Raw genomic sequence first — 20829 nt, forward strand, 5'->3', positions numbered from 1 at the left:
GAACTGAACCCTCAAGAGGGTCGCCCGCGTAGTGTCCCGGAGTGACCGAGACACTCGAACTCCCGAACGGCGAGGAGGTCACGCCGGAGGACGTCTTCCTCTACAACAACTACCCGTACCGCTTCGTCCCGGAAACCGACGAAGGAGACGCGTTCAAACTCTCGCCGCTGTACTGGGGCGACAGCGAGATGGACGTGCCGTTCCCCGACGAGGACGCCCTCACCGAACAGTGGGGTGACGGTTCCCGCGGAACCCTATCGACCGAGGAGTGGGAGCAGTGGCTCCGAGACGCCCGCCGCGACGAACGGTTCGGAGAGGCGGAACTCGACGCCATCGAGGACGAACTCTCGACGACGGAACGCGGGATCGTCACGGCGCTTCGGGACGCGCTCGGCCTGTAACCGAGGAATGACCCGTCGACGGCACCGAGGCCGACCGGCGGTCCCCCACCGGAATTCGCATTGGGCAAATAACATATATATGAACGCTGTGAACCGCCGAACGGGTGATATCCCATCGTCACCCACCCCCACCCCCCCATTTGCGGTTTTCGTAGATCACCCGGAGACACGCGGCTGATTCGGTACTGACTGCCAGAGTCGCCTTCCGGACCGCTTTTTTGACGCCGCCGCGAACCGTCCCGGTGGCGTGTTCCCTTCGTCCGCGACATCGACGGTCCGTCGGCTTCGACGGTTCGACGCGCTGATCGTGACTGCGCTCATCTGGTTTCTCGCGAAGTTCCTTCGGTACGCGTTCCCGCCGCTGTTCGAGACGTTTCAGGGGTCGTACGACGCATCGTACGCCGTTCTCGGCGCGGCGTACACCGGGCTAATGCTCGTGTACGCCGCGATGCAGTTCCCCTCGGGACTGCTCGCTGACCGGGTCGGGTCGGTAACAGTGATCACGGCGGGCGCGTTACTGGCGGCGGCGGGCGCACTCGCACTGGTCGTCGACTCGCCGTTTGTCGTGCTCGTCGGGGCGATGCTGCTCGTCGGTGTGGGAACGGGCGTTCACAAGACGGTCGCGGTTCGCCTCCTGTCGCGTACGTACCCCGACCGTACGGGACGGGCGCTCGGCGTAATGGACACCGTCGGCGCGTTCGGGGGCGTCGCCGCACCCGCCGCAGTCGCCGTCTTTCTCGGGTCGGCCGGACTGGTCGGCGCGGGGTGGCGGACGCTGTTTCTCCTGGCCGGGGTCGCGGGCGTCGTGCTGGCGGCGGCGTTCGCCGTTCGCGTTCCCGGTCGGATCGCCGCGAGTACGTCCGAGCGCGCCGGTGCGGGCGACGCCGAGACGGGGGTCCGACAGTACGTCGCGCTGTTTCGGGAGTGGCGCTTCGCGGCGTTCGTCCTCGCGACGGTGCTCTTTTCGTTCACGTACAACGGGTTCGTCGCGTTCCTACCGGTGTATCTCACCAGCGAGGCGGGACTCGGGACGGCGACGGCGAGCCTGCTGTACAGCGCGCTCTTCGTTGCGAGTCTCGTCCAGATACTCTCCGGCGAGGCGAGCGACCGCGTCGGCGAACTGCCGGTCATCGGAGCCACGCTCGGGCTAGCGACCGTCGCGCTCGTCGCGCTCGTTCTCCTGACGCCGACCGGCGACCCGCTACTGTTAGGGGTCGCCGTCGTCGCGACGGGTCTGGGGAGCCACGGTTACCGACCGGTGCGGGGCGCGTACCTGATGGCGGCCGTGCCGGAATCGATCGCCGGAGGGAGCCTCGGCGTCGTCCGGACGCTTCTGATGGGAGCGGGCGCCGTCTCGCCCGCGGTCGTCGGCGTCCTTTCGGAAACGGTCGGCTTCCGACCGGCGTTCTGGCTGCTTACAGCGTCGATAGCGTGCGCGACGGCGCTCGCCGGGGTGCTGTGGGCCGACGACCGCTGACCGACCGCCGCCCCGGAATAGTCCGTTTCCAGTCGTCACCGCCGATTGCAGACGATGCAGACGTGAGGGGAGAGACAGGGGAAGCTTTCGGCGCTCGGCGGACGCCATCGCCTGCTGACCGCGGCTACGCGCCGGTCGGTGACAGGGCCGAGCGCGTCTCACCGATCTGACGCCAGCGAGCGCATAACTGTGTGGGTGTCGTACTCATCCCCATGCCAGTACCCGGATACGACCCGGAAGACATCGACGACACTCTCGAATCGCACCTCGGCGAGGATGGGCTCAGAGAGCGACTTTCCGACGAAGAGTGGGAGGCCTACCAGCACGAGGACGCGAGCCTGGTCGACATCCTCGACGAGAGCGAGATAGAACGGTTGCTCGACGCGGACGGGGACGGAAACGACAGCGGCGGAACCGCCGCTGGCGACGGGACGGCCGAGGCGAACGATACGAGCCCCGACGGCGAGGACGACTGACGCCGAAGCCACTTTCTATCAGCGCACGAACTACCCCGTATGCGCGCTGTCGTTCTGGAGGAGTACGGCGAACCGCCGGCGGTGCGGGACCGGCCCGAACCGACCGCAGACCCCGACGGCGTCGTCGTGGAGACGGAGGCCTGCGGCGTCTGCCGGAGCGACTGGCACGCCTGGCAGGGCCACGGCGACTGGGCCGACGACCGAGTTCCGGTCGGTCAGGTTCTCGGCCACGAACCCGTCGGCGTCGTCCGCGAGGCGGGTGCGGCCGTCGAGACGGTCGATGTCGGCGACCGCGTCGTCGTTCCGTTCAACCTCGCCGACGGGTCCTGTCCCGCGTGTCGCCGCGGCCGGACGAACTACTGCGAGGACGCGACGGCGCTCGGGTTCGGCCCGGACGCGCCGGGCGCGTTCGCGGAGTCGTTCCACGTCCCGCGGGCCGACATCAACGCGGTGGAACTTCCGGACGGCGTCTCCTCGGTCGCCGCGGCGAGCATGGGCTGTCGGTTCGTCACCGCGTTCGAGGCGTTAGACGCCGTCGCCGGCGTGAGCGGCGGCGACAGGGTTGTCGTCGTCGGGTGCGGCGGCGTCGGCCTCTCGGCGGTCCAGGTCGCGGCGGCGCTCGGCGGAACTGTCGTCGCGGTCGACGTCCGCGACGAACCGCTCGACCTCGCCGCGGAGATGGGCGCGTCCGAGACGGTGAACGCCGACGAAGTCGCGGACGTGCCGGCGCTGGTCCGCGAATCGCTCGGCGGTGCGGACGTCTCAGTCGACGCCCTCGGGAGCGCAGAGACGTGTCGCACCGCCGTCGACTCGCTGGCGAGCGGCGGCACCCACGTTCAGGTCGGCCTGACCGGCGAGGACGACCGCGGAGAGATACCGCTTCCGATGGACGAGATCGTACAGGGCGGCCTCACGGTCCGGGGCTCTCGCGGGATGCCGCCGGCGCGCTACGGGGACCTGTTCCGCATGGTCGCGACCGACCGGGTCGACCCCGAAGCGCTGGTGACCGACACCGTCTCCCTCGACGAGGTGCCGGACCGCCTCGCCGCGATGAGCGAGTTCGACACTGTCGGCGTGGAAGTCGTGACGGAGTTCTAGCGGCGCGGCTTCACAGCGGGGAACGGCCAAGTCGTCAGGGCGCGCCGGCGAGGACGAACGTGCTCTCCGCGTCGCCGTTCTCTATCTGTCGCTCGGCGTCCGGTGGGAGCCGGACCGCATCGCCCGGAGACATGTCGACGGACTCCCCGTCGACCGACACCGTTGCCTCGCCCTCGACGAGTACGTACACCTCTTCGTGCCCGTCGTCCGCGTGGTCGTGTGGTTTCCCCTCCCACCCGGGGTCGCATTCGAGCACCGATACGCCGAGGTTCTCGCAGTCGAGCGAGTCCCGCAGCATGTGCAGGCCGCCGCCGACCGATTCTACGTCCTCGTAGTTCGCTTTCGTGTACGCCATACTCGGACTATCGACGCGCTGGACCAAAACCGATCCGGAGAACGCGCGCCCGAGTCCAGACGGTGACGGCCGCGGTTCCGGGTTCCCAGTTTGGATCAGCTGTCCGGAGCGTCGATAGCCGGCAGTTGCCCCTCGATCATCGCGCGGTCCTGCTCGAACCACGACGGCAACTGGAGCGACGACCCGAGGTCGGCGGGAGTCTCGTCGACGGTGAGACCCGGTTCGTCCGTCGCGACCTCGAAGAGAATGCCGCCCGGTTCGCGGACGTACACGGACTCGAAGTACTTTCGGTCAGTGACCCGCGTCGGTTCCAGTCCGGCTTCGTCGAGGCGCTCGCGCCACGCCGAGAGAGGGAACTCGCCCGCGCGAACGGCGACGTGGTGGATCGTCCCGGCCCCCTCGCGGCCGTACTCGGCGTCCCGGTCGAGCAGGTCGACGGTCGCGCCGTCACCGGCGGCATCCGGAACGCGGTACCGGACGCGGTCGCCCTCCTGGTCGAGCAGGTCGAAGCCGAGCACTTCGAGCGTGCTGGCGGTGTGGTAGACGCTCGTCGACAGCAACGTCACGCTGTGGACGCCGCGGATCGCGTACTCGGACGGGACATCTCCGCTCGCTCCGTCCGCCGCGGGCGGCGACGCACTCGCAACGAGTTCCAGCGGTTGCCCGTCCCCGTCGCGGAACGGGACGACCGTCTCCCCGAAGCGCTCGACCGGGTCGTCGACCGCGACGCCGCGCGCCGCGAGGCGGTCCCGCCAGTAGCCAACCGACCCTGTCGGAACGACGAACGCCAGCGCGGACGGCTGGGGCTTCCCGACGCGGCCCACCTGCCCCCGCTGATAGGGAAAGAACGTCGCGAGCGTTCCCGGCGAACCGGTGTCGTCGCCGAAGTAGAGATGATACATGAACTTGTCGTCAAAGTTCACCGTCTTCTTGACGAAGCGGAGGTCGAGCGCGTCGGCGTAGAAGTCCACGGTCGCCTGCGGGTCGCCCGAAATAGCAGAGACGTGGTGGATCCCCGGCGTCGGTGGCCGCGCCATCGGACTACTGATCTCCGTCCCCGTCGACGAGGTCGGCTAACATCCCCGAAACGAACCCGATCTCGTCCTCGTTGACCCCGTGGCCCATCCCCTCGTAGATCCGCTCGGTCACGTCTCCGTCGAGGCGCTCGAACGTCTCGGTCGTCTCGTGAACGCGTTCGAGCGGGATGTGGGGGTCCTCGTCGCTACAGCCGAGAAACACGGGGGTCCCCGCTATCGACCCCTGATACGACTCGGGGTCGACCTCCGGCCCGATGAGACCGCCCGAGAGAGCGACGAGGCCACCGTAGCGTCGGGGGTTTCGGGCGGCGTACTCGCTGGCGAGACAGCCGCCCTGCGAGAAGCCGAGCAGGAGGACGCGCTCGGTTGGGATGCCGACGTCCTCGGCCGCTTCGACGGCGTCCTCGATCGCCTGCAGGCCCGAGGAACGGCCCGGCTCGTTCGACTCGACGGGGGCGAGAAAGGAGTTCGGATACCAGGCGTTGCGCGCGGCCTGCGGCGCGAAGTAGGCCACGCCGCGCTGTCGGAACTCGTCGGCCATCGCCACGATGCTCTCTGCGGTTGCGCCCCGGCCGTGAACCAGCACGGCGGCGGCCTCCGCCGCCTCCGGTGGCGCGCCGGCGGTGACGAGCGGCTGGTCCTGGTGCGGTCCGTTCACGGCGCTTCACCCGCGGTTGCGACGGCGTCGGTGTCGGCTCGAACGCCGGTCGTGGTCGTCCGGGCCGAGCGGTTTCCCCCCTCGTTCGTTCGCTGTTCGTCGAGGATCATCTTGTCTCCTCGTACGGTTCAGAATCATATACGCATTTGCTAACGGGAACACGACCTGGTAACGGTACCGTCACCGGCGGCCGGGAAACGCTCCGAGGCCGCCGATGACCCCGACAGGTATAGGCAGGGATACGGTACGTGGTGGCGATGAAGTTTGGGGGGATTCACGACGGCACTATCTACTGCACCAGGGGACTAGAGGTCGGGACGTGGGACGCCGACGCGGGGTTCGATCCTCGCGGCAGGCTTCCGAACCCGAGCGACGGGGTCGACGGGGTCTGTTTCGACGTACTGGGGCGTCAGATCACGAAGCAGACGCTCCAGTACGTGACGGGGACGCCGACCACGGCGAACGTGTGGCCGCTCGGGGACGGGAGACTGCTCGCGACCAGCGGCAGGTGGGTGTTCGCGTCGGACGACGACGGCCGGTCGTGGGACGCCGTTCACGAACTGCCGCGGTCGTCGGGGCCAATGGGCGTGCTGCCCACCTCCGTCTGCCAATACGACGGCGATATCTACCTCGCGGAGTACTCGCTCGGCGACGAGGCCGCGAGAATCCTCGTCAGCGAGGACCGCGGCCAAACGTGGACAACGTGGGTCGTTCGGTCCGAATTCCGGCATTTCCACGGTCTCTTTCCGGACCCGTACACGGGGCAACTCTGGGGGACCACGGGCGATACAGACGCCGAGAGCGCGGTGGGGATCTTCGAACACGACGAGTTCGTCCCGGTCGGCCGCGACAGCCAGCTATGGCGTGCGGTCGGCCTTACGTTCACTCCGGAGTACGTCCTCTGGGGAATGGACTGCTCGTTCGAGGAGACGGTTGCGATCCTCCGTCTGGCCCGTGACGATATGGGGAACGACCCTCGGCCCGAAATCGTCGGGACCACGGACTGCTCGCCGTTCTATCCGACGACGCTTTCCGACGGCGACGAAACCTGGGTCGTCGTATCGACGGCCGCCGAAACGGGTATCGACACCACCGCTCCGCCGGGCCGAAAACGGAACCGCTCCGGACGGGCCGCCAGAGTGCTCGCCGCGTCGTCGGCGTCGTCGTACGAGCGGTGGCACGAACTGTTCCGGTTCGAACGGCGCGAGACGCTGGGCGACCACGTCGGACCGATCCCGACCTGCGGCGCGTACGTGTTTCTGGGGTTCGATCCGACCACCGGACTCGTCGTCAACCCGTACAACGTAAGCGAGCGACACGGCGACATCATCACGCTGTCGACCGCGGCGCGGTCCGCCGCGGTCGACCGGTCGACGGAGGTGAGTCGACGCGCATGAACGTCGCCGTACTCGCGAACCCGATGGTCTCTCGCTGGCAGGAAGCCGCGCTGGAAAACGTCGCGTCGCTGTCCGGAGTGAGCATCGAACGCGTCGTCGTCGACGCCTCCGTCAGGGCCGAGTCCTCGCAGTTGAACGCCGGCGCGGCGGTAATAAACCAGGGGCGGTCGGTGTCGGCGGCGGACCTCTCGCTGTTCGTCGACGTCCTCCGCGACAGCGGTCTGAAATCGCTCATCTACGCCGACAGGAAACTGGGGTGGACGGCGTTCGGCGAGGATGCGACCCTGCATCACCTCCAGTCGTCGGACGTGACGGCCGTCGACTGCCTGTCCGACGCCGTCCACCACGAGGTCGAACCCGTCCCGGCGGACGGTGCGTGGAACACGCTACCGAACGGCGTCACCGACACTATCGCCGACGACTGCTCGGTAGTGATCCGGTTCGGGTTCGGCCTTCTCAAGGGCCGGATACTGACCGACCCCGAACACGGCGTCCTCAGCACGCACGGGAGCGACATCCGCCAGTACCGCGGGATGGGCCCCAAGATATCGTTCGTGCGCGGCGATGACGAGGTCAGCGTGACGCTCCAGCGACTCACCGAAGACATCGACGGCGGGGAGATAGTCGACGTCTCGTCGCGCGAACTCCCCCCGCACCCGACGCTCGACGAGGTGCTCGCGACCGTCCGCGACCTGCAGAGCGAGAGCTACGCGGCCGGGATCGAGAAGCTCCGACGCGACGACTTCGAACCGTGGGAACCGGACGAACTCGGGCCCTACTACAGCCACGACAACCAGGAACGCCGGGTCGGGTTCGTCGCGCGCGTTCTGCTGAAGAACAACTGGCACCGCGTCCGAAAACGACTCGTTGGCCGCGAGGATATCGACGTGGACGCGACGCCGTCGCAAGGGTGACGGGACCGCTGGCGGTCGGCCGCCGCGGCGTCCGGCTTACTGGTCCAGACTCGGCGGCGCGACTGATTCGATCCCTCGCTCCTGCAGGAGTTCCTCCAGAAACGCCGCGCGGTCGCCGATTTCGTCGGGGGCGTGCGAGTCGGTTCCGACGGTGACGTCGACGCCGTGCTCTCGCAGGACCGCCAGAAACGTCTCAGTGGGGTGGACGACCGCCTCGTCGCGGAGCGCCCGCCCAGCGTTGATCTCCGGCACCGTCCGCGAGTCGGCGAAGGCCGACGCGGCGCGGCGGTAGTGGTCCTCGGTGGCTCGCCCCCGTAGCGGTTCGACGCGCTCGATCAGGTCGGGGTGTGCGGCCACGTCGAACAGTTCCGACTCCGCGAGTGCGACCAGGTTCTCGAAGTACGAGTCGACGACTGCGTCGCGCTCCGCCCCGGTCATCTCCGCGAAGTTCGACGGGTTCTGTACGTCCATCCCGTCGACACCGTGGACGCTCCCGATACCGTAATCGAAGTCGGCGTCTCCGAGGAACTCCCGGATCGCGTCCTCGTCGCGAGGGTCGTAGTCCATTTCGACCGCGTCGTACACCTCGATATCGGCCTCGTCGCGCACCTGCTCGATACCGCGGCGGCGACGCTCGTACGTGCGGTCGAGGTTGAATCCCAACTTGGCCCGCACGTCCCGCATCGACGCCCGCTCGGAGACGTTGCAGTGGTCGGCGACTCCCACGCCGTCGAGACCGGCCTCGCTCGCGGCCCGAACCATCCACGGCAGGAACCGGCCGTCCGAGTAGTTCGAGTGAAGGTGAAAGTCGTGCACTCCTCGGCCAACGGAGGCGGAAGGCTTGTAGGTTGTGCAAGGGAGACAGAGGCGGTCGCCGAGGCCGCGGCGCTCGGTTGCCGTTCGGCGACGGCAGCCGATATCTGTCCGGCGAGCGTTCCGAACGCAGCCGACCCAACGCGCAGCGAGACGCCCGACGAGAGAGAGAGAGTCCCGCTCAGTCGGCCGTCTCCGACCGCCGGGCGGGTTCGAGCGAGCCGGTCTCCTGAATGATGTTGAACGCGGTCATGAGGTCGGTCCGAGAGATGAGGCCGACCAGGTCGCCGAACTGGTCGACCACGAGCAGGCGTCCGATCCCGTTCCCCTGCATCTCGTTGATCGCGGTCATGGCGTCCGTATCGGGCGTGACGGTCCGGAGGTCCTCGCTCATCACTTCGCCGACGGTGTAGGCGTCGCGCTCGACCTCTCTGACGTCGCGGGCGTCGTCCAGCGTGACGAGTCCGACGAGGTTGCCGTTTTCGACGACGGGGTAGCCGGTGTGGCGCTCGGTGAACATCCGCCGCATCAGTTCCGCGACCGAGGTGTCGGGGGAGACGGTGTGAAGGTCATCCCGCGGCGTCATCAGGTCGCGGACGCTGACGTCCTGAAAGGCGGCTTTCATCGTCACCTGCTGGGACTCGCTGGAGGCGCCGATGTAGATGAAGAAGGCGATGCCGACCAGCAGGATCTGGAGGTTGAACAGGCCCCAGAGGCCGAGCAAGATCGCGAACGCTTTGCCGACCTCCGCGGCGATCTGGGTGGCGCGGGCGTACGGCCGGGTCCGGGCGAGCAGCGCGCGAAGCACGCGGCCGCCGTCCATCGGGAACCCAGGAAGCATGTTGAACACCGCGAGGACGAAGTTGAGCAGGGCGAGATAGCCGAGGACGAACCGGACCGTATCGAGCGACGACGGCAGGGAGACGAATCCGACATAGCAGACGGCCCCGACCAGAACGCTGACGACGGGACCCGCGATGGCGATCTGGAGCTCCTGCTTCCAGTCTTCCGGCATTTCCGTGAACGAGGCGATGCCGCCGAAGATCCACAGCGTGATAGAGTCGATCGAGAAGCCGTAGTGCATGGCGGTCAGCGAGTGGCCTAACTCGTGGAGCACGACGCCGACGAACAGGCCGAGCGCGGCGGCGACGCCCAGTATCCACGGCGTCAGCCCGCCGGTGAGACCGTCGGTTACCAGGCCCGCGTTCCACACCGTGTTGAGCATTTCCGCCGTTCTCCCGACCTCGTTTCCGATCAGATACGCGAAGATCGGTAAGATGATCAGAAACGTGAGATCAAGCTTGATCGGGATCCCGAACAGGGACCCGATTCGAAAACTACGCATACGGGACTGTTGGTGTGGCTAAAACATAAAACACGTCCCGATAGGATTACGTCGCGGAACGCGTAACGCAGAGTATGACGCAACCGCTTCTCAGGCGGGCGGATGACGTATCGTACGAGTCAGTCGACGCCGCCGACGGGCTTTCGAAGGGCGTCCTCGTCGACGAGGACGACGGCGCGCCGAACTTCGCGCTCCGGCGGTTCACGCTGGACCCGGGTGCCGAGGTCCCCGAGCACACGAACGAGGTCGAACACGAGCAGTACGTGCTGTCCGGAGAGTACGTCGTCGGTATCGAGGGGGAGGAACACGTCGTGAGCGAGGGCGACGCACTCCTGATCCCGGCGGGGGCCGTCCACTGGTATCGCAACGAGGGCGACGAACCCGGCGCGTTCCTCTGTGCTGTGCCGAACGGTGACGACGAGATACGCCTCGCAGAGTGACGGGAGTCACCGTCGAGCACACCTCCGTCACGTGACCTGACAGAGGGAGAATGACAGGATCGATCCGACGTAGTCACGGGGTTTTTGCACGCTGAACGCCTAGCAATGAGTAATGAATCGCCCGGAATCATCCACCCCCCGTAGTGGCGCACAACGGTCCCGGAAGGCGATACTCGTCTGTCCGGAGTGCGGCCACGAGAGTCCCCCTGACGGCGACTGGGACGTCCGCGAAGAGAACCACGAAAACCGAGTTCGAGAAACGTACAGTTGCCCGGTCTGCGGCGCGACGGTGACGACTCGCCCGCGGTTCACCGAGCGACACGTCGTGACCCCGCGGTGAGAACACCCGCACGTCGCGAACTATCACGTAGATGTATCGGTCGAAACGGCGTTTAGGTCGTTCGGCAGTCTCTCCCGTCTCGAACGCGAAAACGGTAGTCGCGCGCTGTAGCCGTTTTCCGAACGCCTGAAATACCCGCATCTCGTACCCGTTCACGTGTCACGGCAGGTCCAGCAGGTGGACACCCTGTTCCTCCACGAGTCCGGCGACGACTACTTCGTCGTCGTCGAACGCGACGGTACCAGGGTGTTCCGCGCGAAGCTCGAACTGAAGGAGACGAGCGCGGGCCCACGTCCCGGGAAGTTCCGTATCAAGCAAGACTCCAGCGAGGAGCCACGGAACCCCGACGAGTTCGTGGAGATCGCCCGCGGAGCGTCGCGTATACGCATCTCACAGCAGACCTCGCCGGAAGCGCGCGAGGAGTTACAGGCGATGCTCGACGGCTATCAGCTGGAGGCGAAAGCCGTCCGGACCTGTCGCTACTGCGCCTCGAACGGGCGATATTCGCCCATCACCGCCGAAACCGCGATCGAAGCCGACGGCGAGCATATCTGTCCGGACTGCGCCAAGCGAGAACTCGAACGCGAACTGTCCTACCAGGGGGAGATGACGGGTGCCGCGCGGGACCGCCTCGAAGAGCTCCTACTGGACGTGCAGGACTTAGAGCGGATCACGAGTCTGCTGAAGGGGCATCTCGACCCGGACCTGACGAAGTTCGACGAGATAAGCGCGACGACCGACGAGGTGGACAACGTCCGCGTGGACGAACTGAACCTCCACCCCGGCGTCCAGGGACTGCTGGAGGACCGCTTCGAGGAACTCCTGCCGGTCCAGAGCCTGGCCGTCGAGAACGGGCTGTTCGACGGCCGCGACCAGCTCGTCGTCAGCGCAACGGCGACCGGGAAGACGCTGGTCGGGGAGATGACCGGGCTGAATCGGGCGTTGAACGGGAACGGGAAGATGCTGTTTCTCGTCCCGCTCGTCGCTCTCGCCAACCAGAAACACGAGGATTTCCGCGACGAGTACGGCGACGTGGTCGACGTTTCCATCCGGGTCGGCGCGAGTCGCGTCCGCGACAACGGCAACCAGTTCGACCCGAACGCCGACGTCATCGTCGGCACCTACGAGGGGATAGACCACGCCCTGCGGACGGGCCGCGACCTGGGCGACATCGGGACAGTCGTCATCGACGAGGTCCACACCCTCCAGGAGGAGGACCGCGGCCACCGCCTCGACGGACTCATCTCCCGTCTCAAACACTACTGCGAGACTCGCGCCGAGAACCGGAGCGAGTACGACGGCGGCCAGTGGGTCTACCTCTCCGCGACAGTGGGTAACCCCGGGGAACTCGCCGAGCAGTTGCGCGCCAACCTCGTCGAGTTCGAGGAACGGCCCGTCCCTATCGAGCGCCACGTTACCTTCGCCGACGGCAAGGAAAAGCCCCGCATCGAGAACAAACTCGTCAGGCGGGAGTTCGACTCGGAGTCGTCGAAGGGGTATCGCGGGCAGACGATCATCTTCACGAACTCCCGACGGCGCTGTCACGAGATAAGCCGGAAACTGGAGTACGACTCAGCGCCCTACCACGCCGGCCTCGACTACGGCCGCCGAAAGAAGGTCGAGCGGATGTTCGGCGACCAGGACCTCGCCGCCGTCGTCACGACCGCGGCGCTTGCGGCGGGGGTCGACTTCCCGGCGTCGCAAGTCATTTTCGACACGCTGGCGATGGGGATCGAGTGGCTCACCGTCCAGGAGTTCCACCAGATGCTCGGCCGCGCCGGTCGCCCCGACTACCACGACAAGGGGAAGGTGTACGTCCTCGTCGAACCGGACGGCGGCTATCACGGCAGCATGGAGATGACCGAGGACGAGGTGGCGTTCAAGCTCCTCAAAGGCGACATGGAAGACGTCCGGACCCGCTACGACGAGAGCTCCGCCGTCGAGGAGACGCTTGCGAACATCACCGTCGCCGGCAAACAGGCGAAGAAGCTCAACGACCGGATGATCGGCGACGTTCCGACGAAACACGCGCTGGGCAAACTGCTCCAGTACGAGTTCATCGACGGGTTCGAGCCGACCGACCTGGGTCGAGCCGTGACGAGTCACTTCCTCGACCCCGAGGACGCGTTCATCCTGCTGGACGGCGTCCGCAAGGAGAAACACCCCTACAGTATCGTCGCCGACATCGAGTTGAACGAGGACGAACTCTAACGGCCCACGTTCCTCATCGAAGCCGCTCGGGTTCCGCGCCGCTCCGAACGAACTCGACTCCGAGGCTTCCGAGATATCCGACGGCGAACGCGACCGTCCCGATGACGACGCCTTCTACCGCGAGAAACGCCAGTCCGTCGGCTCTGATGAAGTAGCCGAGCCGATACTGGACGGTACGGTTGGAGAGGCCCAGGAACGCATGGTCTGCGTGGTAGCCGAGCAACGGCGCGTACGCGACGAGCCAGGCGAACACGAGTCCACCCCGAGAGTAGCCCACCGTGGCCGCGGCGATACTGCCGACGACCGCGGCGTCTCCCGGGATGAACACGACGCAGCCGGAGACCGCGAAGACGCCGAACGCGTACGCTGCGAACGTTGCGACGAACAGCGTTCCGGCGGCCAGGAGACCGAGATAGCGGCCGAACGAGTTCTCGGCGGGACCGATGAGCAGGCGACGGAGGGCGGGATGCATACACCTCCGTTCTCCGACAGGGGATGTAAAAACTAGGCCCGCACCGATAGAACGAACGTCCGAGCGGTGCAACGCGCCGACGAATTCACGTCACAGGCTTTTTTCGGTCCCCCAACGTCTCACCACTGTGGCATCCGTAACGCCGGCTATCGTCGTCGTGTTCGCTATCATCCTCGTCGCCCTCGTCCTGTTCGCGACGGAGGCGATCCCCGTCGACATGACGGCGCTCGGGATCATGGTGGCGCTCCTGCTGGTCGACCCGGTGACCGGCGCGTTCGCGGACCTCGGACTGCTCGCTGACTCCATCACCGTTCTGGACTCTCCCGAACAGGGCGTCTCCGGATTCGCCAGCACGGCGACGATCACCGTCCTGGCGATGTTCATCCTCAGCGACGGCGTCCAGCGGACCGGCATCGTCCAGATCCTCGGTCGCACGATAGCGACCTACACCCGCGACGACGAAGGCAAGCAACTCGGCGCGACGATCGGTATCGTCGGCCCTATCTCCGGCTTTATCAACAACACGGCCGCAGTCGCCATCCTCCTGCCGATGGTCACGAACCTCGCTCACGAGGGGAAGACATCGCCGTCGAAACTCCTCATCCCGCTGTCGTACGCCTCGATGTTCGGCGGGACGCTGACGCTGATCGGCACGTCGACGAACATCCTCGCCAGCGACATCATGTCCCGCCCCGAGTTCCTCGGTCGCGGGTTCGGGATGTTCGAGTTCACGGCGCTCGGCCTCCTCGTCAGCGTCGTCGGCACCGTCTACCTGCTCACGGTGGGACGGTGGCTCCTCCCCGAACGGATCAAACCGGTCGGAGACCTGACCCAGGAGTTCGGGATGGGCGAGTACCTCACCGAGGTGGTCGTCCGCGAGAACTCGCCGCTCGTCGGCCAGACAGTCAAGGAGATACTCGACGAGACCGAGTACGATGTCGACATCGTCCAACTGGTTCGCGGAGACAGAGTGTTCATCGAACCGCTCAACCCCAAAACGGTCCGGAGCGGAGACATCTTCGCGGTGCGTACCGACCGCGACACGCTGCTTTCGCTCTCCGACGAGGAAGGACTCGACCTGCTTCCCGAGGTGACCGTCGACGAGGCGGAACTGGAGGCCGCGAGCGAGGAACAGAACCTCGTCGAGATAGTTATCCCGCCCGGGTCGGCGCTGCTCGGCGAAACGTTCGTCTCCTCGAACTTCCGGCAGCGCTACGACGCGACGGTGCTCGCACTCCGGCGCGGTGGCGACGTGATCCGAAGACGCCTCGACCACGTCCCGCTCCGGATCGGCGACACGCTGCTCGTCCAGGCGACGCCTGACAGCATCGACCGCCTCGACCGCAACCGCGATTTCACCGTCGCTCGCGAGATCGAGCGCAAGTCCTTTCGGGAATCGAAAATACCCGTCGCGCTGGGCATCGTCGCCGGCGTCGTCGCCGTCGCCGCGGTGGATTTCCTCCCGATCATGGTCGCCGCGCTGGCCGGCGCGCTCTTGATGGTGCTGACTGGCTGTCTCAAACCGGGCGAAGTGTACGAGTCCGTTCAGTGGGACGTTATCGTTCTGCTCGCGGGCGTCATCCCGCTCGGTCTCGCAATGGAGAACTCCGGCGCGGCCGAACTGATCGCCGACGTGATCGTCAGGAGTTCCTTGGCGCTCCCTCCCGTCGCGGTACTCGGTCTGCTGTACGTCGTCACCGCACTTCTGACGAACGTCATCAGCAACAACGCCAGCGTCGTGCTCATGGTCCCGGTCGCCTTCGAGGCGGCACAGCGTCTCGACGCGAATGCGTTCTCATTCATCCTCGCCGTGACGTTCGCCGCAAGCACCGCGTTCATGACGCCCGTCGGCTACCAGACCAACCTGTTCGTCTACGGTCCCGGCGGCTACCGATTCACGGATTACCTCCGGGTCGGCGGCCCCCTCCAGTTGGTGTTCGCTATCGTCACGACGGCCGGTATCGCGGTGTTGTGGGGGGTGTAGCGAGGGGTGGCGGCGCTGCGTCGTTGAACGAAACCCTTTACACCGCAACGGCCGAAGGAGGTCATGCGGGACCGTGGGTTAGTGGTATACTCCGAGCCTTGGGTGCTCGTGACCGCGGTTCAAATCCGCGCGGTCCCATTTCTGCCGCAAGACTTCAGAGCACCGCCGAGCGACAGCGAGGCGTGTGCGAACCCCCTTCGCGGCGAATGGACGACTGGATTTGTAACCCTGGAAGACGAGCGAAGCGAGTCTTCCGCTGGTTCAAATCCGCGCGGTCCCATTTCCTGCATCTCAGTCGACCACGTTCACCGTCACGTCCCCGGTGTCCGTCTCGACCGAGAACGTGTGTGCGCCCTCGCCGAGCGTCGTCTCGTAGGAGTTCTCAGCCTCTGTCGTCCCCCCGTCACTTCCCCAGAACTTGATGTCGCCGGTGTCGACGGTGACCTCGATCCTGGCGTCAAGCGACGACGGTAGCGTGAGGTCGACATCGCCGGTGTCAGTCTTGATGCGTGCGTCGCCGTCAAGCGCCCGAACGTCAGCCGTAACATCACCGGTGTCTACCGTCACCTCGTCTACGGCCGCCTCGCGGACCGTCACGTCACCAGTGTCCGCCGACGCGGTCACGACGCCGTCGACGCTGTCGATCCGTTGATCGCCGGTGTCGGTCCGGGCGGTGACGTCGCCAGTGACGTCGGAAACGTCGACATCGGCCGTGTCGCCGGTCACGTTCGTCGGCCCCGAAACGTTCTCCACGTTGATATCGCCGGTGTCCGCTTCGGCGCGGGTAACGCGGAAACTCTCTGGAACTGTCACCGTCAGGTCGATAAGCGGCGGGACAGAGAGCAGGCCGCCGCTGTCCTGGTTGCCCTCGACCGATATGTCGATAGTGTCGCCGGAACGGTCGACGGAGAGCGACACCTCGTCTAGCGCGTCTTCGTCGGTGGCCCGCTTGATTCCCTCGACGCCGATGTCGTCACGGTCTTCGCCCCGAACGACGACGTTACCCAGGTTACCGACGATGGAGGCCCCGTTCGCGTCGCGAATATCGACCGATCTACTCACGGTTTCTTCGGCGGTCCGTTCGCCGAACAGACAGCCGGCAATCCCTGCGATCATCGCACTCGCGCCGCCAGCGAGAACCTGACGGCGAGTCGTCGTGTGAACCATATCACACCTTGATCAACCGGTTACAAAAGGGCCGACCGACGGTTACACGGGCTGCCACTCTGAGCAAAGCATAAATAGGGGAAGGTGACGGTTCGGGCGACGGCCGACTCTCCGCGCCTACCAGTTCCACGGCCCGTGGTCGGGGTCGATGAGTCGGCGTTCCGTTTCGATCCCGTCGATTCTGGCGATGTCCTCGTCGTCGAGCGCGAGGTCCTGCGCAGCGAGGTTGTCGCGCATGTGGTCTCTGTTGCTGGATTTCGGGATGGTGGCGACGTTGTCCTTCGAGAGGAGCCATGCGAGGCTCACCTGTGCGGGAGAGGCGTCGTGTTTGTCGGCTATCTCCCGGATCACAGGAACGTCGAACACGCCGCCCTGCGCGAGCGGTGAGTACGCGACCAGCCAGTGGTCGTGACGCTGGGCGTACTCGACGAGGTCGTCCTGCTGGAGGAGCGGGTGCATCTCGACCTGATGGGCGAAAAGCGGCGCATCGAGCACGTCGCGCGCCTCGTCCAGCAGTTCCGGCGTGAAGTTCGAGAGGCCGACGTGGCGGACTTTCCCGGCGTCGCGAGCGGCGTCGAACGCCGGTAGAACGGCTTCGGCGTCGTACATTCCGGAGGGCCAGTGGACGTAGAGCAGGTCGACAGCGTCGACGCCGAGGCGGTCGAGGCAGCCGTCGATGGCTTCCCCGACCTCGTCGGGCGACGGCGGAACGTCGTGGTGGACGGTCTTGGTCGCGAGGAACACGTCGTCGCGGTCCACGTTCGCGGCGGCGAGGCCTTCGCCGACGTACTGCTCGTTCTCGTACACCTGCGCGGTGTCGACGTGGCGGTAGCCGACATCGAGCGCGGTTTGGACGTTTTTGGCCCACTGGCTACGGTCGTCTTCGGAGTACGTCCCGAACCCGAGCCGTGGGAGGTCGTCGACGGTCATAGGAACCAGATCCCGCCGGGTCTCCTTGGGAGTACGTGTTCCGGCAGGGCTGACGAATTGGAAAGCGTCAGTCGGCCGCGGATTCGAACGTCAGTCCCGCCATCCGCGATTCGAGCAGGTGGCGCTGCCAGGCGACGAGACCGCGGGGCGAGTACGGTCACAGCGGCCGCATCGACGCGCTCGACGGCTTCACTTTCACTCTGCGGTTTGCCAACCTTCATAGGGGATCCGGAACTACGGAGTTGTGAATGGCCCAGGCGGAAAACACCGAACTCGTCGATGCGTTCGAGCAGTTCTACAGGAGTTACTACCGCGACGAGATCGGGTCGCTTGCGCAGAACTATCCGAACGAGCAGCGTTCGCTGTACGTCGACTGGCAGGACCTCTACCGCTACGACCCGGACCTGGCCGACGATTACCTCTCGAAGCCCGAGCAGTTACAGGAGTACGCAGAAGAGGCGCTCAGACTGTACGACCTCCCCGTCGACGTGAGCCTGGGACAGGCACACGTCCGAATCCGAAACCTCCCCGAGACGACCGAGATCCGCCAGATCCGCTCCCGGCACGTCAACAAACTGGTCGCCGTCCGCGGTATCGTCAGGAAGGCGACGAACGTCCGCCCGAAGATCGAGGAGGCGGCGTTCGAGTGCCAGCGCTGCGGGACGCTCACGCGTGTCCCCCAGTCCAGCGGCGACTTTCAGGAACCCCACGAGTGCCAGGGCTGTGAGCGACAGGGCCCGTTCCAGATCAACTTCGACCAGTCCGAGTTCGTCGACGCTCAGAAGGTCCGGATCCAAGAGAGCCCCGAAGGCCTGCGCGGCGGCGAGACGCCCCAGGCGATCGACGTCCACATCGAGGACGACATCACCGGCGAGGTGACCCCCGGCGACCACGTCGCCGCGACCGGCGTCCTCCAGCTCGAACAGCAGGGCAACCAGCAGGAGAAATCCCCCATCTTCGACGTGTACATGGACGGCGTCTCCGTCGAGATAGAGGAAGAGCAGTTCGAGGACATGGAGATCACCGAGGAGGACAAACAGGCGATCGTCGAACTCTCAAACGACCCGGACATCTACGAGAAGATGGTCGGGTCTATCGCCCCGTCGATATACGGTTACGAGCAGGAGAAACTGGCCATGATCCTCCAGTTGTTCTCCGGCGTTACGAAACACCTCCCCGACGAGTCCCGGATTCGTGGTGACTTGCACATGCTGCTGATAGGGGATCCGGGGACGGGGAAGTCCCAGCTGTTGTCGTATATCCAAAACATCGCCCCGCGCTCGGTGTACACGTCTGGCAAAGGGTCATCGAGTGCGGGACTTACCGCCGCTGCTGTGAGAGACGACTTCGGCGACGGCCAGCAGTGGACGCTTGAGGCGGGCGCGCTCGTCCTCGCCGACCAGGGGATCGCCGCGATCGACGAACTCGACAAGATGGCCGCCGACGACCGGTCTGCGATGCACGAGGCGCTGGAGCAACAGAAGATCTCCGTGTCGAAAGCCGGGATCAACGCGACGCTGAAATCCCGCTGTTCGCTGCTCGGGGCCGCGAACCCCAAATACGGGCGGTTCGACCAGTACGAGTCGATCAGCGAGCAGATCGACCTCGAACCCGCACTGATCTCCCGGTTCGACCTCATCTTCACCGTCACGGACCAACCCGACGAAGAGGAGGACAAGAACCTCGCCGAGCACATACTGACGACGAACTACGCCGGCGAGTTGAACACGCAACGTACTGAGATGGCCTCACCCGACATCACCAAACAGGAGGTCGACGACGTCACTGAAGAGGTCGACCCCATCATCGAGGCCGACCTCCTCCGGAAGTACGTCGCCTACGCCAAGCAGAACTGCCACCCGCGGATGACCGACGACGCCCGGGAGGCGATCCAGAACTTCTACGTCGACCTTCGTTCGAAGGGTCAGGACGAGGACGCACCTGTCCCCGTCACCGCCCGGAAACTCGAAGCTCTGGTCCGTCTGGCCGAGGCCAGCGCGCGGGTTCGGCTCTCGGATACCGTCAACTCGGACGACGCCGAGCGCGTCATCGAGATCGTCCGGTCGACACTGCAAGACATCGGCGTCGACCCCGAAACGGGGCAGTTCGACGCTGACGTGGTCGAGACGGGGACCTCGAAATCCCAGCGGGACCGGATCAAGAACCTGAAACAGCTCATCGGCGACATAGAGGACGAGTACGACGACGGCGCGCCGGTCGACGTGGTGATGGAACGCGCCGACGAGATAGGGATGGAGCAGTCGAAGGCCGAACACGAGATAGAGAAGTTGAAGCAGAAAGGCGAAGTGTACGAACCGAAAACCGACCACCTCCGGACGACGTAGATGGACCGGATCGCCGCGCTCAGAAACATCGAGGACGCCCTCGCGGAGTACGAACGCGGGGAGACGGACCTGGAGAGCATGGAGCGGGCGGTGACCGGCGTTTTGCGGACGTACGCGACGGATTTCGACGACGAGCTGGCGGCGTACCGGGCGAACGGGGACGGTCGGGCGGACGGTCTGATAGTGGTCGCCACGTCTCAGCGCCAGGCACGCGAGCGAGTACGGGAACTCGTCGACGACGACGTAGCCGTGACGGTCGATCGCGTGGCCGACCGGTGAATGGCCGGAAGCACTTTACGCGATCCGATAATCGTACCCAACAGCACGCACCGGTACATGACGGACCTCAACGAATCCCTCGACGGCGCGTCGTCAGTACTGTTTCTCACTCCGTCGATAGCCGACGGTACTGACGATACCTGCGTCGACCTTCTCTCGCCGTCGAACCCGGGTTCGACGAACGTTCTCTGGGTGACGTTTACGGAGCTCCCGCAAGATCGGCTCGGTATCTGGATCGACCGGGCCGGCGGGCGACCGTCGACCGCACACGTGATCGCGGCCGGCGAACCGGCAGGGTCGCCCGACAGCGACGGGCCGCGGCCGGACTCGATGGAACGCGTGGGAACGCCGAGCGACCTCACGGGGATCAGCATCCGAGTCAGCGAGGTGCTGAGCGAGTGGAACGAGGCCGGTTCGCGGAGCGTCGTCTGTTTCGACTCGATCACCGCGTTGCTCCAGTACGTGGACGTCGAGACGGCCTACGAGTTCCTGCACGTGTTGACCGGCCGCTTGCACGCGTTCGGAGCAACGGGCCATTTCCATCTCGACCCAGGCGCTCACTCCGATATGACCGTCGCTCGGATTCAGACGCTGTTCGACGCGATGGTCGAGAGCGACGAGGGAGATATCACGGTCCGCCGGCAGTAGAATTCAGTAGTAAGATACTAAAATTATAGCGACCAACCCCCA

Annotated in this window: 21 protein-coding genes and 1 tRNA gene; 14 read left to right on the forward strand and 8 right to left on the reverse strand. The window is 65.7% G+C overall.

All coding sequences use genetic code 11. The features are described 5' to 3' along the window. Window positions 1–41: 41 nt before the first annotated feature. The 4 genes from SM753_RS07365 (at window position 42) to SM753_RS07380 (ending at window position 3452) form a co-directional block, all read left to right on the forward strand. Window positions 42–401: a hypothetical protein gene (locus SM753_RS07365; protein ID WP_323191106.1), complete on the forward strand. Its 360-nt coding sequence runs from the start codon at window positions 42–44 to the stop codon at window positions 399–401. A 247-nt stretch (window positions 402–648) separates the two neighbouring features. Further along, on the forward strand, window positions 649–1878 hold the full coding sequence (locus SM753_RS07370) for an MFS transporter (RefSeq protein WP_323191107.1): 1230 nt from the start codon (window positions 649–651) through the stop codon (window positions 1876–1878). Window positions 1879–2090: 212 nt separating this feature from the next. Beyond that, complete coding sequence (locus SM753_RS07375; protein WP_323191108.1) at window positions 2091–2354, forward strand: hypothetical protein; 264 nt, start codon at window positions 2091–2093, stop codon at window positions 2352–2354. A 39-nt stretch (window positions 2355–2393) separates the two neighbouring features. Next, a complete protein-coding gene (locus tag SM753_RS07380; protein WP_323191109.1) occupies window positions 2394–3452 on the forward strand; it encodes an alcohol dehydrogenase catalytic domain-containing protein in 1059 nt (352 codons plus the stop codon). A gap of 34 nt (window positions 3453–3486) precedes the next feature. Here SM753_RS07380 and SM753_RS07385 read toward each other — a convergent pair whose 3' ends face one another. The 3 genes from SM753_RS07385 to SM753_RS07395 form a co-directional block, all read right to left on the reverse strand. Beyond that, window positions 3487–3807 carry a cupin domain-containing protein gene (locus SM753_RS07385; RefSeq protein ID WP_135534949.1) on the reverse strand — a complete coding sequence of 107 codons (321 nt, stop codon included), beginning with the start codon at window positions 3805–3807 and terminating at the stop codon, window positions 3487–3489. A gap of 95 nt (window positions 3808–3902) precedes the next feature. After that, a complete protein-coding gene (locus tag SM753_RS07390; protein ID WP_323191110.1) occupies window positions 3903–4844 on the reverse strand; it encodes a VOC family protein in 942 nt (313 codons plus the stop codon). Between the two features lie 4 nt (window positions 4845–4848). Beyond that, entirely contained in the window at window positions 4849–5502 is a 654-nt protein-coding gene (locus SM753_RS07395; RefSeq protein ID WP_323191111.1) for a dienelactone hydrolase family protein, read from the reverse strand. A gap of 257 nt (window positions 5503–5759) precedes the next feature. Between SM753_RS07395 and SM753_RS07400 the strand changes: the two genes are divergently transcribed. Together SM753_RS07400 and SM753_RS07405 are read left to right on the forward strand one after the other, a co-directional pair. Beyond that, window positions 5760–6899 carry a glycosyl hydrolase gene (locus SM753_RS07400; RefSeq protein WP_323191112.1) on the forward strand — a complete coding sequence of 380 codons (1140 nt, stop codon included), beginning with the start codon at window positions 5760–5762 and terminating at the stop codon, window positions 6897–6899. Beyond that, window positions 6896–7813 (forward strand): formyltransferase family protein, encoded by a 918-nt coding sequence (locus SM753_RS07405; RefSeq protein ID WP_323191113.1) that lies wholly within the window; start codon window positions 6896–6898, stop codon window positions 7811–7813. Before SM753_RS07400 ends, SM753_RS07405 begins: the two co-directional genes overlap by 4 nt. Window positions 7814–7849: 36 nt before the next feature. Here SM753_RS07405 and SM753_RS07410 read toward each other — a convergent pair whose 3' ends face one another. Further along, window positions 7850–8629 (reverse strand): PHP domain-containing protein, encoded by a 780-nt coding sequence (locus SM753_RS07410; protein ID WP_323191114.1) that lies wholly within the window; start codon window positions 8627–8629, stop codon window positions 7850–7852. Window positions 8630–8807: 178 nt separating this feature from the next. After that, the gene (locus SM753_RS07415; RefSeq protein WP_323191115.1) at window positions 8808–9971 is read right to left on the reverse strand and encodes a CBS domain-containing protein; all 1164 of its coding nucleotides are present in this window, start codon (window positions 9969–9971) and stop codon (window positions 8808–8810) included. Window positions 9972–10045: 74 nt separating this feature from the next. On the opposite strand from SM753_RS07415, the gene SM753_RS07420 reads away from it, so the two are divergent. From SM753_RS07420 to SM753_RS07430, 3 genes are all read left to right on the forward strand, one after another. Beyond that, window positions 10046–10411 (forward strand): cupin domain-containing protein, encoded by a 366-nt coding sequence (locus SM753_RS07420; RefSeq protein WP_323191116.1) that lies wholly within the window; start codon window positions 10046–10048, stop codon window positions 10409–10411. A gap of 112 nt (window positions 10412–10523) precedes the next feature. Further along, entirely contained in the window at window positions 10524–10751 is a 228-nt protein-coding gene (locus SM753_RS07425; protein WP_135534955.1) for a hypothetical protein, read from the forward strand. Window positions 10752–10907: 156 nt separating this feature from the next. Further along, the gene (locus SM753_RS07430) at window positions 10908–12962 is read left to right on the forward strand and encodes a DEAD/DEAH box helicase (protein WP_138798354.1); all 2055 of its coding nucleotides are present in this window, start codon (window positions 10908–10910) and stop codon (window positions 12960–12962) included. A gap of 13 nt (window positions 12963–12975) precedes the next feature. Here the strand turns inward: SM753_RS07430 and SM753_RS07435 are convergent, their stop codons facing one another. Next, window positions 12976–13434 (reverse strand): hypothetical protein, encoded by a 459-nt coding sequence (locus SM753_RS07435; protein WP_323191117.1) that lies wholly within the window; start codon window positions 13432–13434, stop codon window positions 12976–12978. 127 nt (window positions 13435–13561) lie between these two features. On the opposite strand from SM753_RS07435, the gene SM753_RS07440 reads away from it, so the two are divergent. Then, complete coding sequence (locus tag SM753_RS07440; RefSeq protein ID WP_369335330.1) at window positions 13562–15418, forward strand: SLC13 family permease; 1857 nt, start codon at window positions 13562–13564, stop codon at window positions 15416–15418. Between the two features lie 67 nt (window positions 15419–15485). Further along, window positions 15486–15556, forward strand: a tRNA-Pro gene (locus SM753_RS07445). 153 nt (window positions 15557–15709) lie between these two features. On the opposite strand, the gene SM753_RS07450 is transcribed toward SM753_RS07445, so the two are convergent. Together SM753_RS07450 and SM753_RS07455 are read right to left on the reverse strand one after the other, a co-directional pair. Continuing rightward, window positions 15710–16585: a DUF4097 family beta strand repeat-containing protein gene (locus tag SM753_RS07450; RefSeq protein ID WP_323191118.1), complete on the reverse strand. Its 876-nt coding sequence runs from the start codon at window positions 16583–16585 to the stop codon at window positions 15710–15712. 117 nt (window positions 16586–16702) lie between these two features. Next, window positions 16703–17515, reverse strand: a complete 813-nt coding sequence (locus tag SM753_RS07455) for an aldo/keto reductase (RefSeq protein ID WP_323191119.1) — start codon at window positions 17513–17515, stop codon at window positions 16703–16705. A 248-nt stretch (window positions 17516–17763) separates the two neighbouring features. Between SM753_RS07455 and SM753_RS07460 the strand changes: the two genes are divergently transcribed. From SM753_RS07460 to SM753_RS07470, 3 genes are read left to right on the forward strand one after another with little or no spacing between them, the layout of a single operon-like run. Further along, window positions 17764–19860 carry a minichromosome maintenance protein MCM gene (locus SM753_RS07460; protein ID WP_135534960.1) on the forward strand — a complete coding sequence of 699 codons (2097 nt, stop codon included), beginning with the start codon at window positions 17764–17766 and terminating at the stop codon, window positions 19858–19860. After that, window positions 19861–20139: a hypothetical protein gene (locus SM753_RS07465; protein ID WP_135534961.1), complete on the forward strand. Its 279-nt coding sequence runs from the start codon at window positions 19861–19863 to the stop codon at window positions 20137–20139. A 57-nt stretch (window positions 20140–20196) separates the two neighbouring features. Then, complete coding sequence (locus SM753_RS07470; RefSeq protein WP_323191120.1) at window positions 20197–20787, forward strand: hypothetical protein; 591 nt, start codon at window positions 20197–20199, stop codon at window positions 20785–20787. Window positions 20788–20829 lie beyond the last annotated feature (42 nt).

This window comes from Halostella sp. PRR32, from assembly GCF_034808085.1.
GTDB lineage: Archaea > Halobacteriota > Halobacteria > Halobacteriales > Natronoarchaeaceae > Halostella > Halostella pelagica.

Coding starts and splice junctions, on each gene's coding strand:
- SM753_RS07375 (WP_323191108.1), top strand. CDS start 2,091: ATGCCAGTACCCGGATACGACCCGGAAGACATCGACGACACTCTCGAA.
- SM753_RS07380 (WP_323191109.1), top strand. CDS start 2,394: ATGCGCGCTGTCGTTCTGGAGGAGTACGGCGAACCGCCGGCGGTGCGG.
- SM753_RS07385 (WP_135534949.1), bottom strand. CDS start 3,807: ATGGCGTACACGAAAGCGAACTACGAGGACGTAGAATCGGTCGGCGGC.
- SM753_RS07390 (WP_323191110.1), bottom strand. CDS start 4,844: ATGGCGCGGCCACCGACGCCGGGGATCCACCACGTCTCTGCTATTTCG.
- SM753_RS07400 (WP_323191112.1), top strand. CDS start 5,760: ATGAAGTTTGGGGGGATTCACGACGGCACTATCTACTGCACCAGGGGA.
- SM753_RS07405 (WP_323191113.1), top strand. CDS start 6,896: ATGAACGTCGCCGTACTCGCGAACCCGATGGTCTCTCGCTGGCAGGAA.
- SM753_RS07415 (WP_323191115.1), bottom strand. CDS start 9,971: ATGCGTAGTTTTCGAATCGGGTCCCTGTTCGGGATCCCGATCAAGCTT.
- SM753_RS07420 (WP_323191116.1), top strand. CDS start 10,046: ATGACGCAACCGCTTCTCAGGCGGGCGGATGACGTATCGTACGAGTCA.
- SM753_RS07425 (WP_135534955.1), top strand. CDS start 10,524: ATGAATCGCCCGGAATCATCCACCCCCCGTAGTGGCGCACAACGGTCC.
- SM753_RS07435 (WP_323191117.1), bottom strand. CDS start 13,434: ATGCATCCCGCCCTCCGTCGCCTGCTCATCGGTCCCGCCGAGAACTCG.
- SM753_RS07450 (WP_323191118.1), bottom strand. CDS start 16,585: ATGGTTCACACGACGACTCGCCGTCAGGTTCTCGCTGGCGGCGCGAGT.
- SM753_RS07455 (WP_323191119.1), bottom strand. CDS start 17,515: ATGACCGTCGACGACCTCCCACGGCTCGGGTTCGGGACGTACTCCGAA.
- SM753_RS07460 (WP_135534960.1), top strand. CDS start 17,764: ATGGCCCAGGCGGAAAACACCGAACTCGTCGATGCGTTCGAGCAGTTC.
- SM753_RS07465 (WP_135534961.1), top strand. CDS start 19,861: ATGGACCGGATCGCCGCGCTCAGAAACATCGAGGACGCCCTCGCGGAG.
- SM753_RS07470 (WP_323191120.1), top strand. CDS start 20,197: ATGACGGACCTCAACGAATCCCTCGACGGCGCGTCGTCAGTACTGTTT.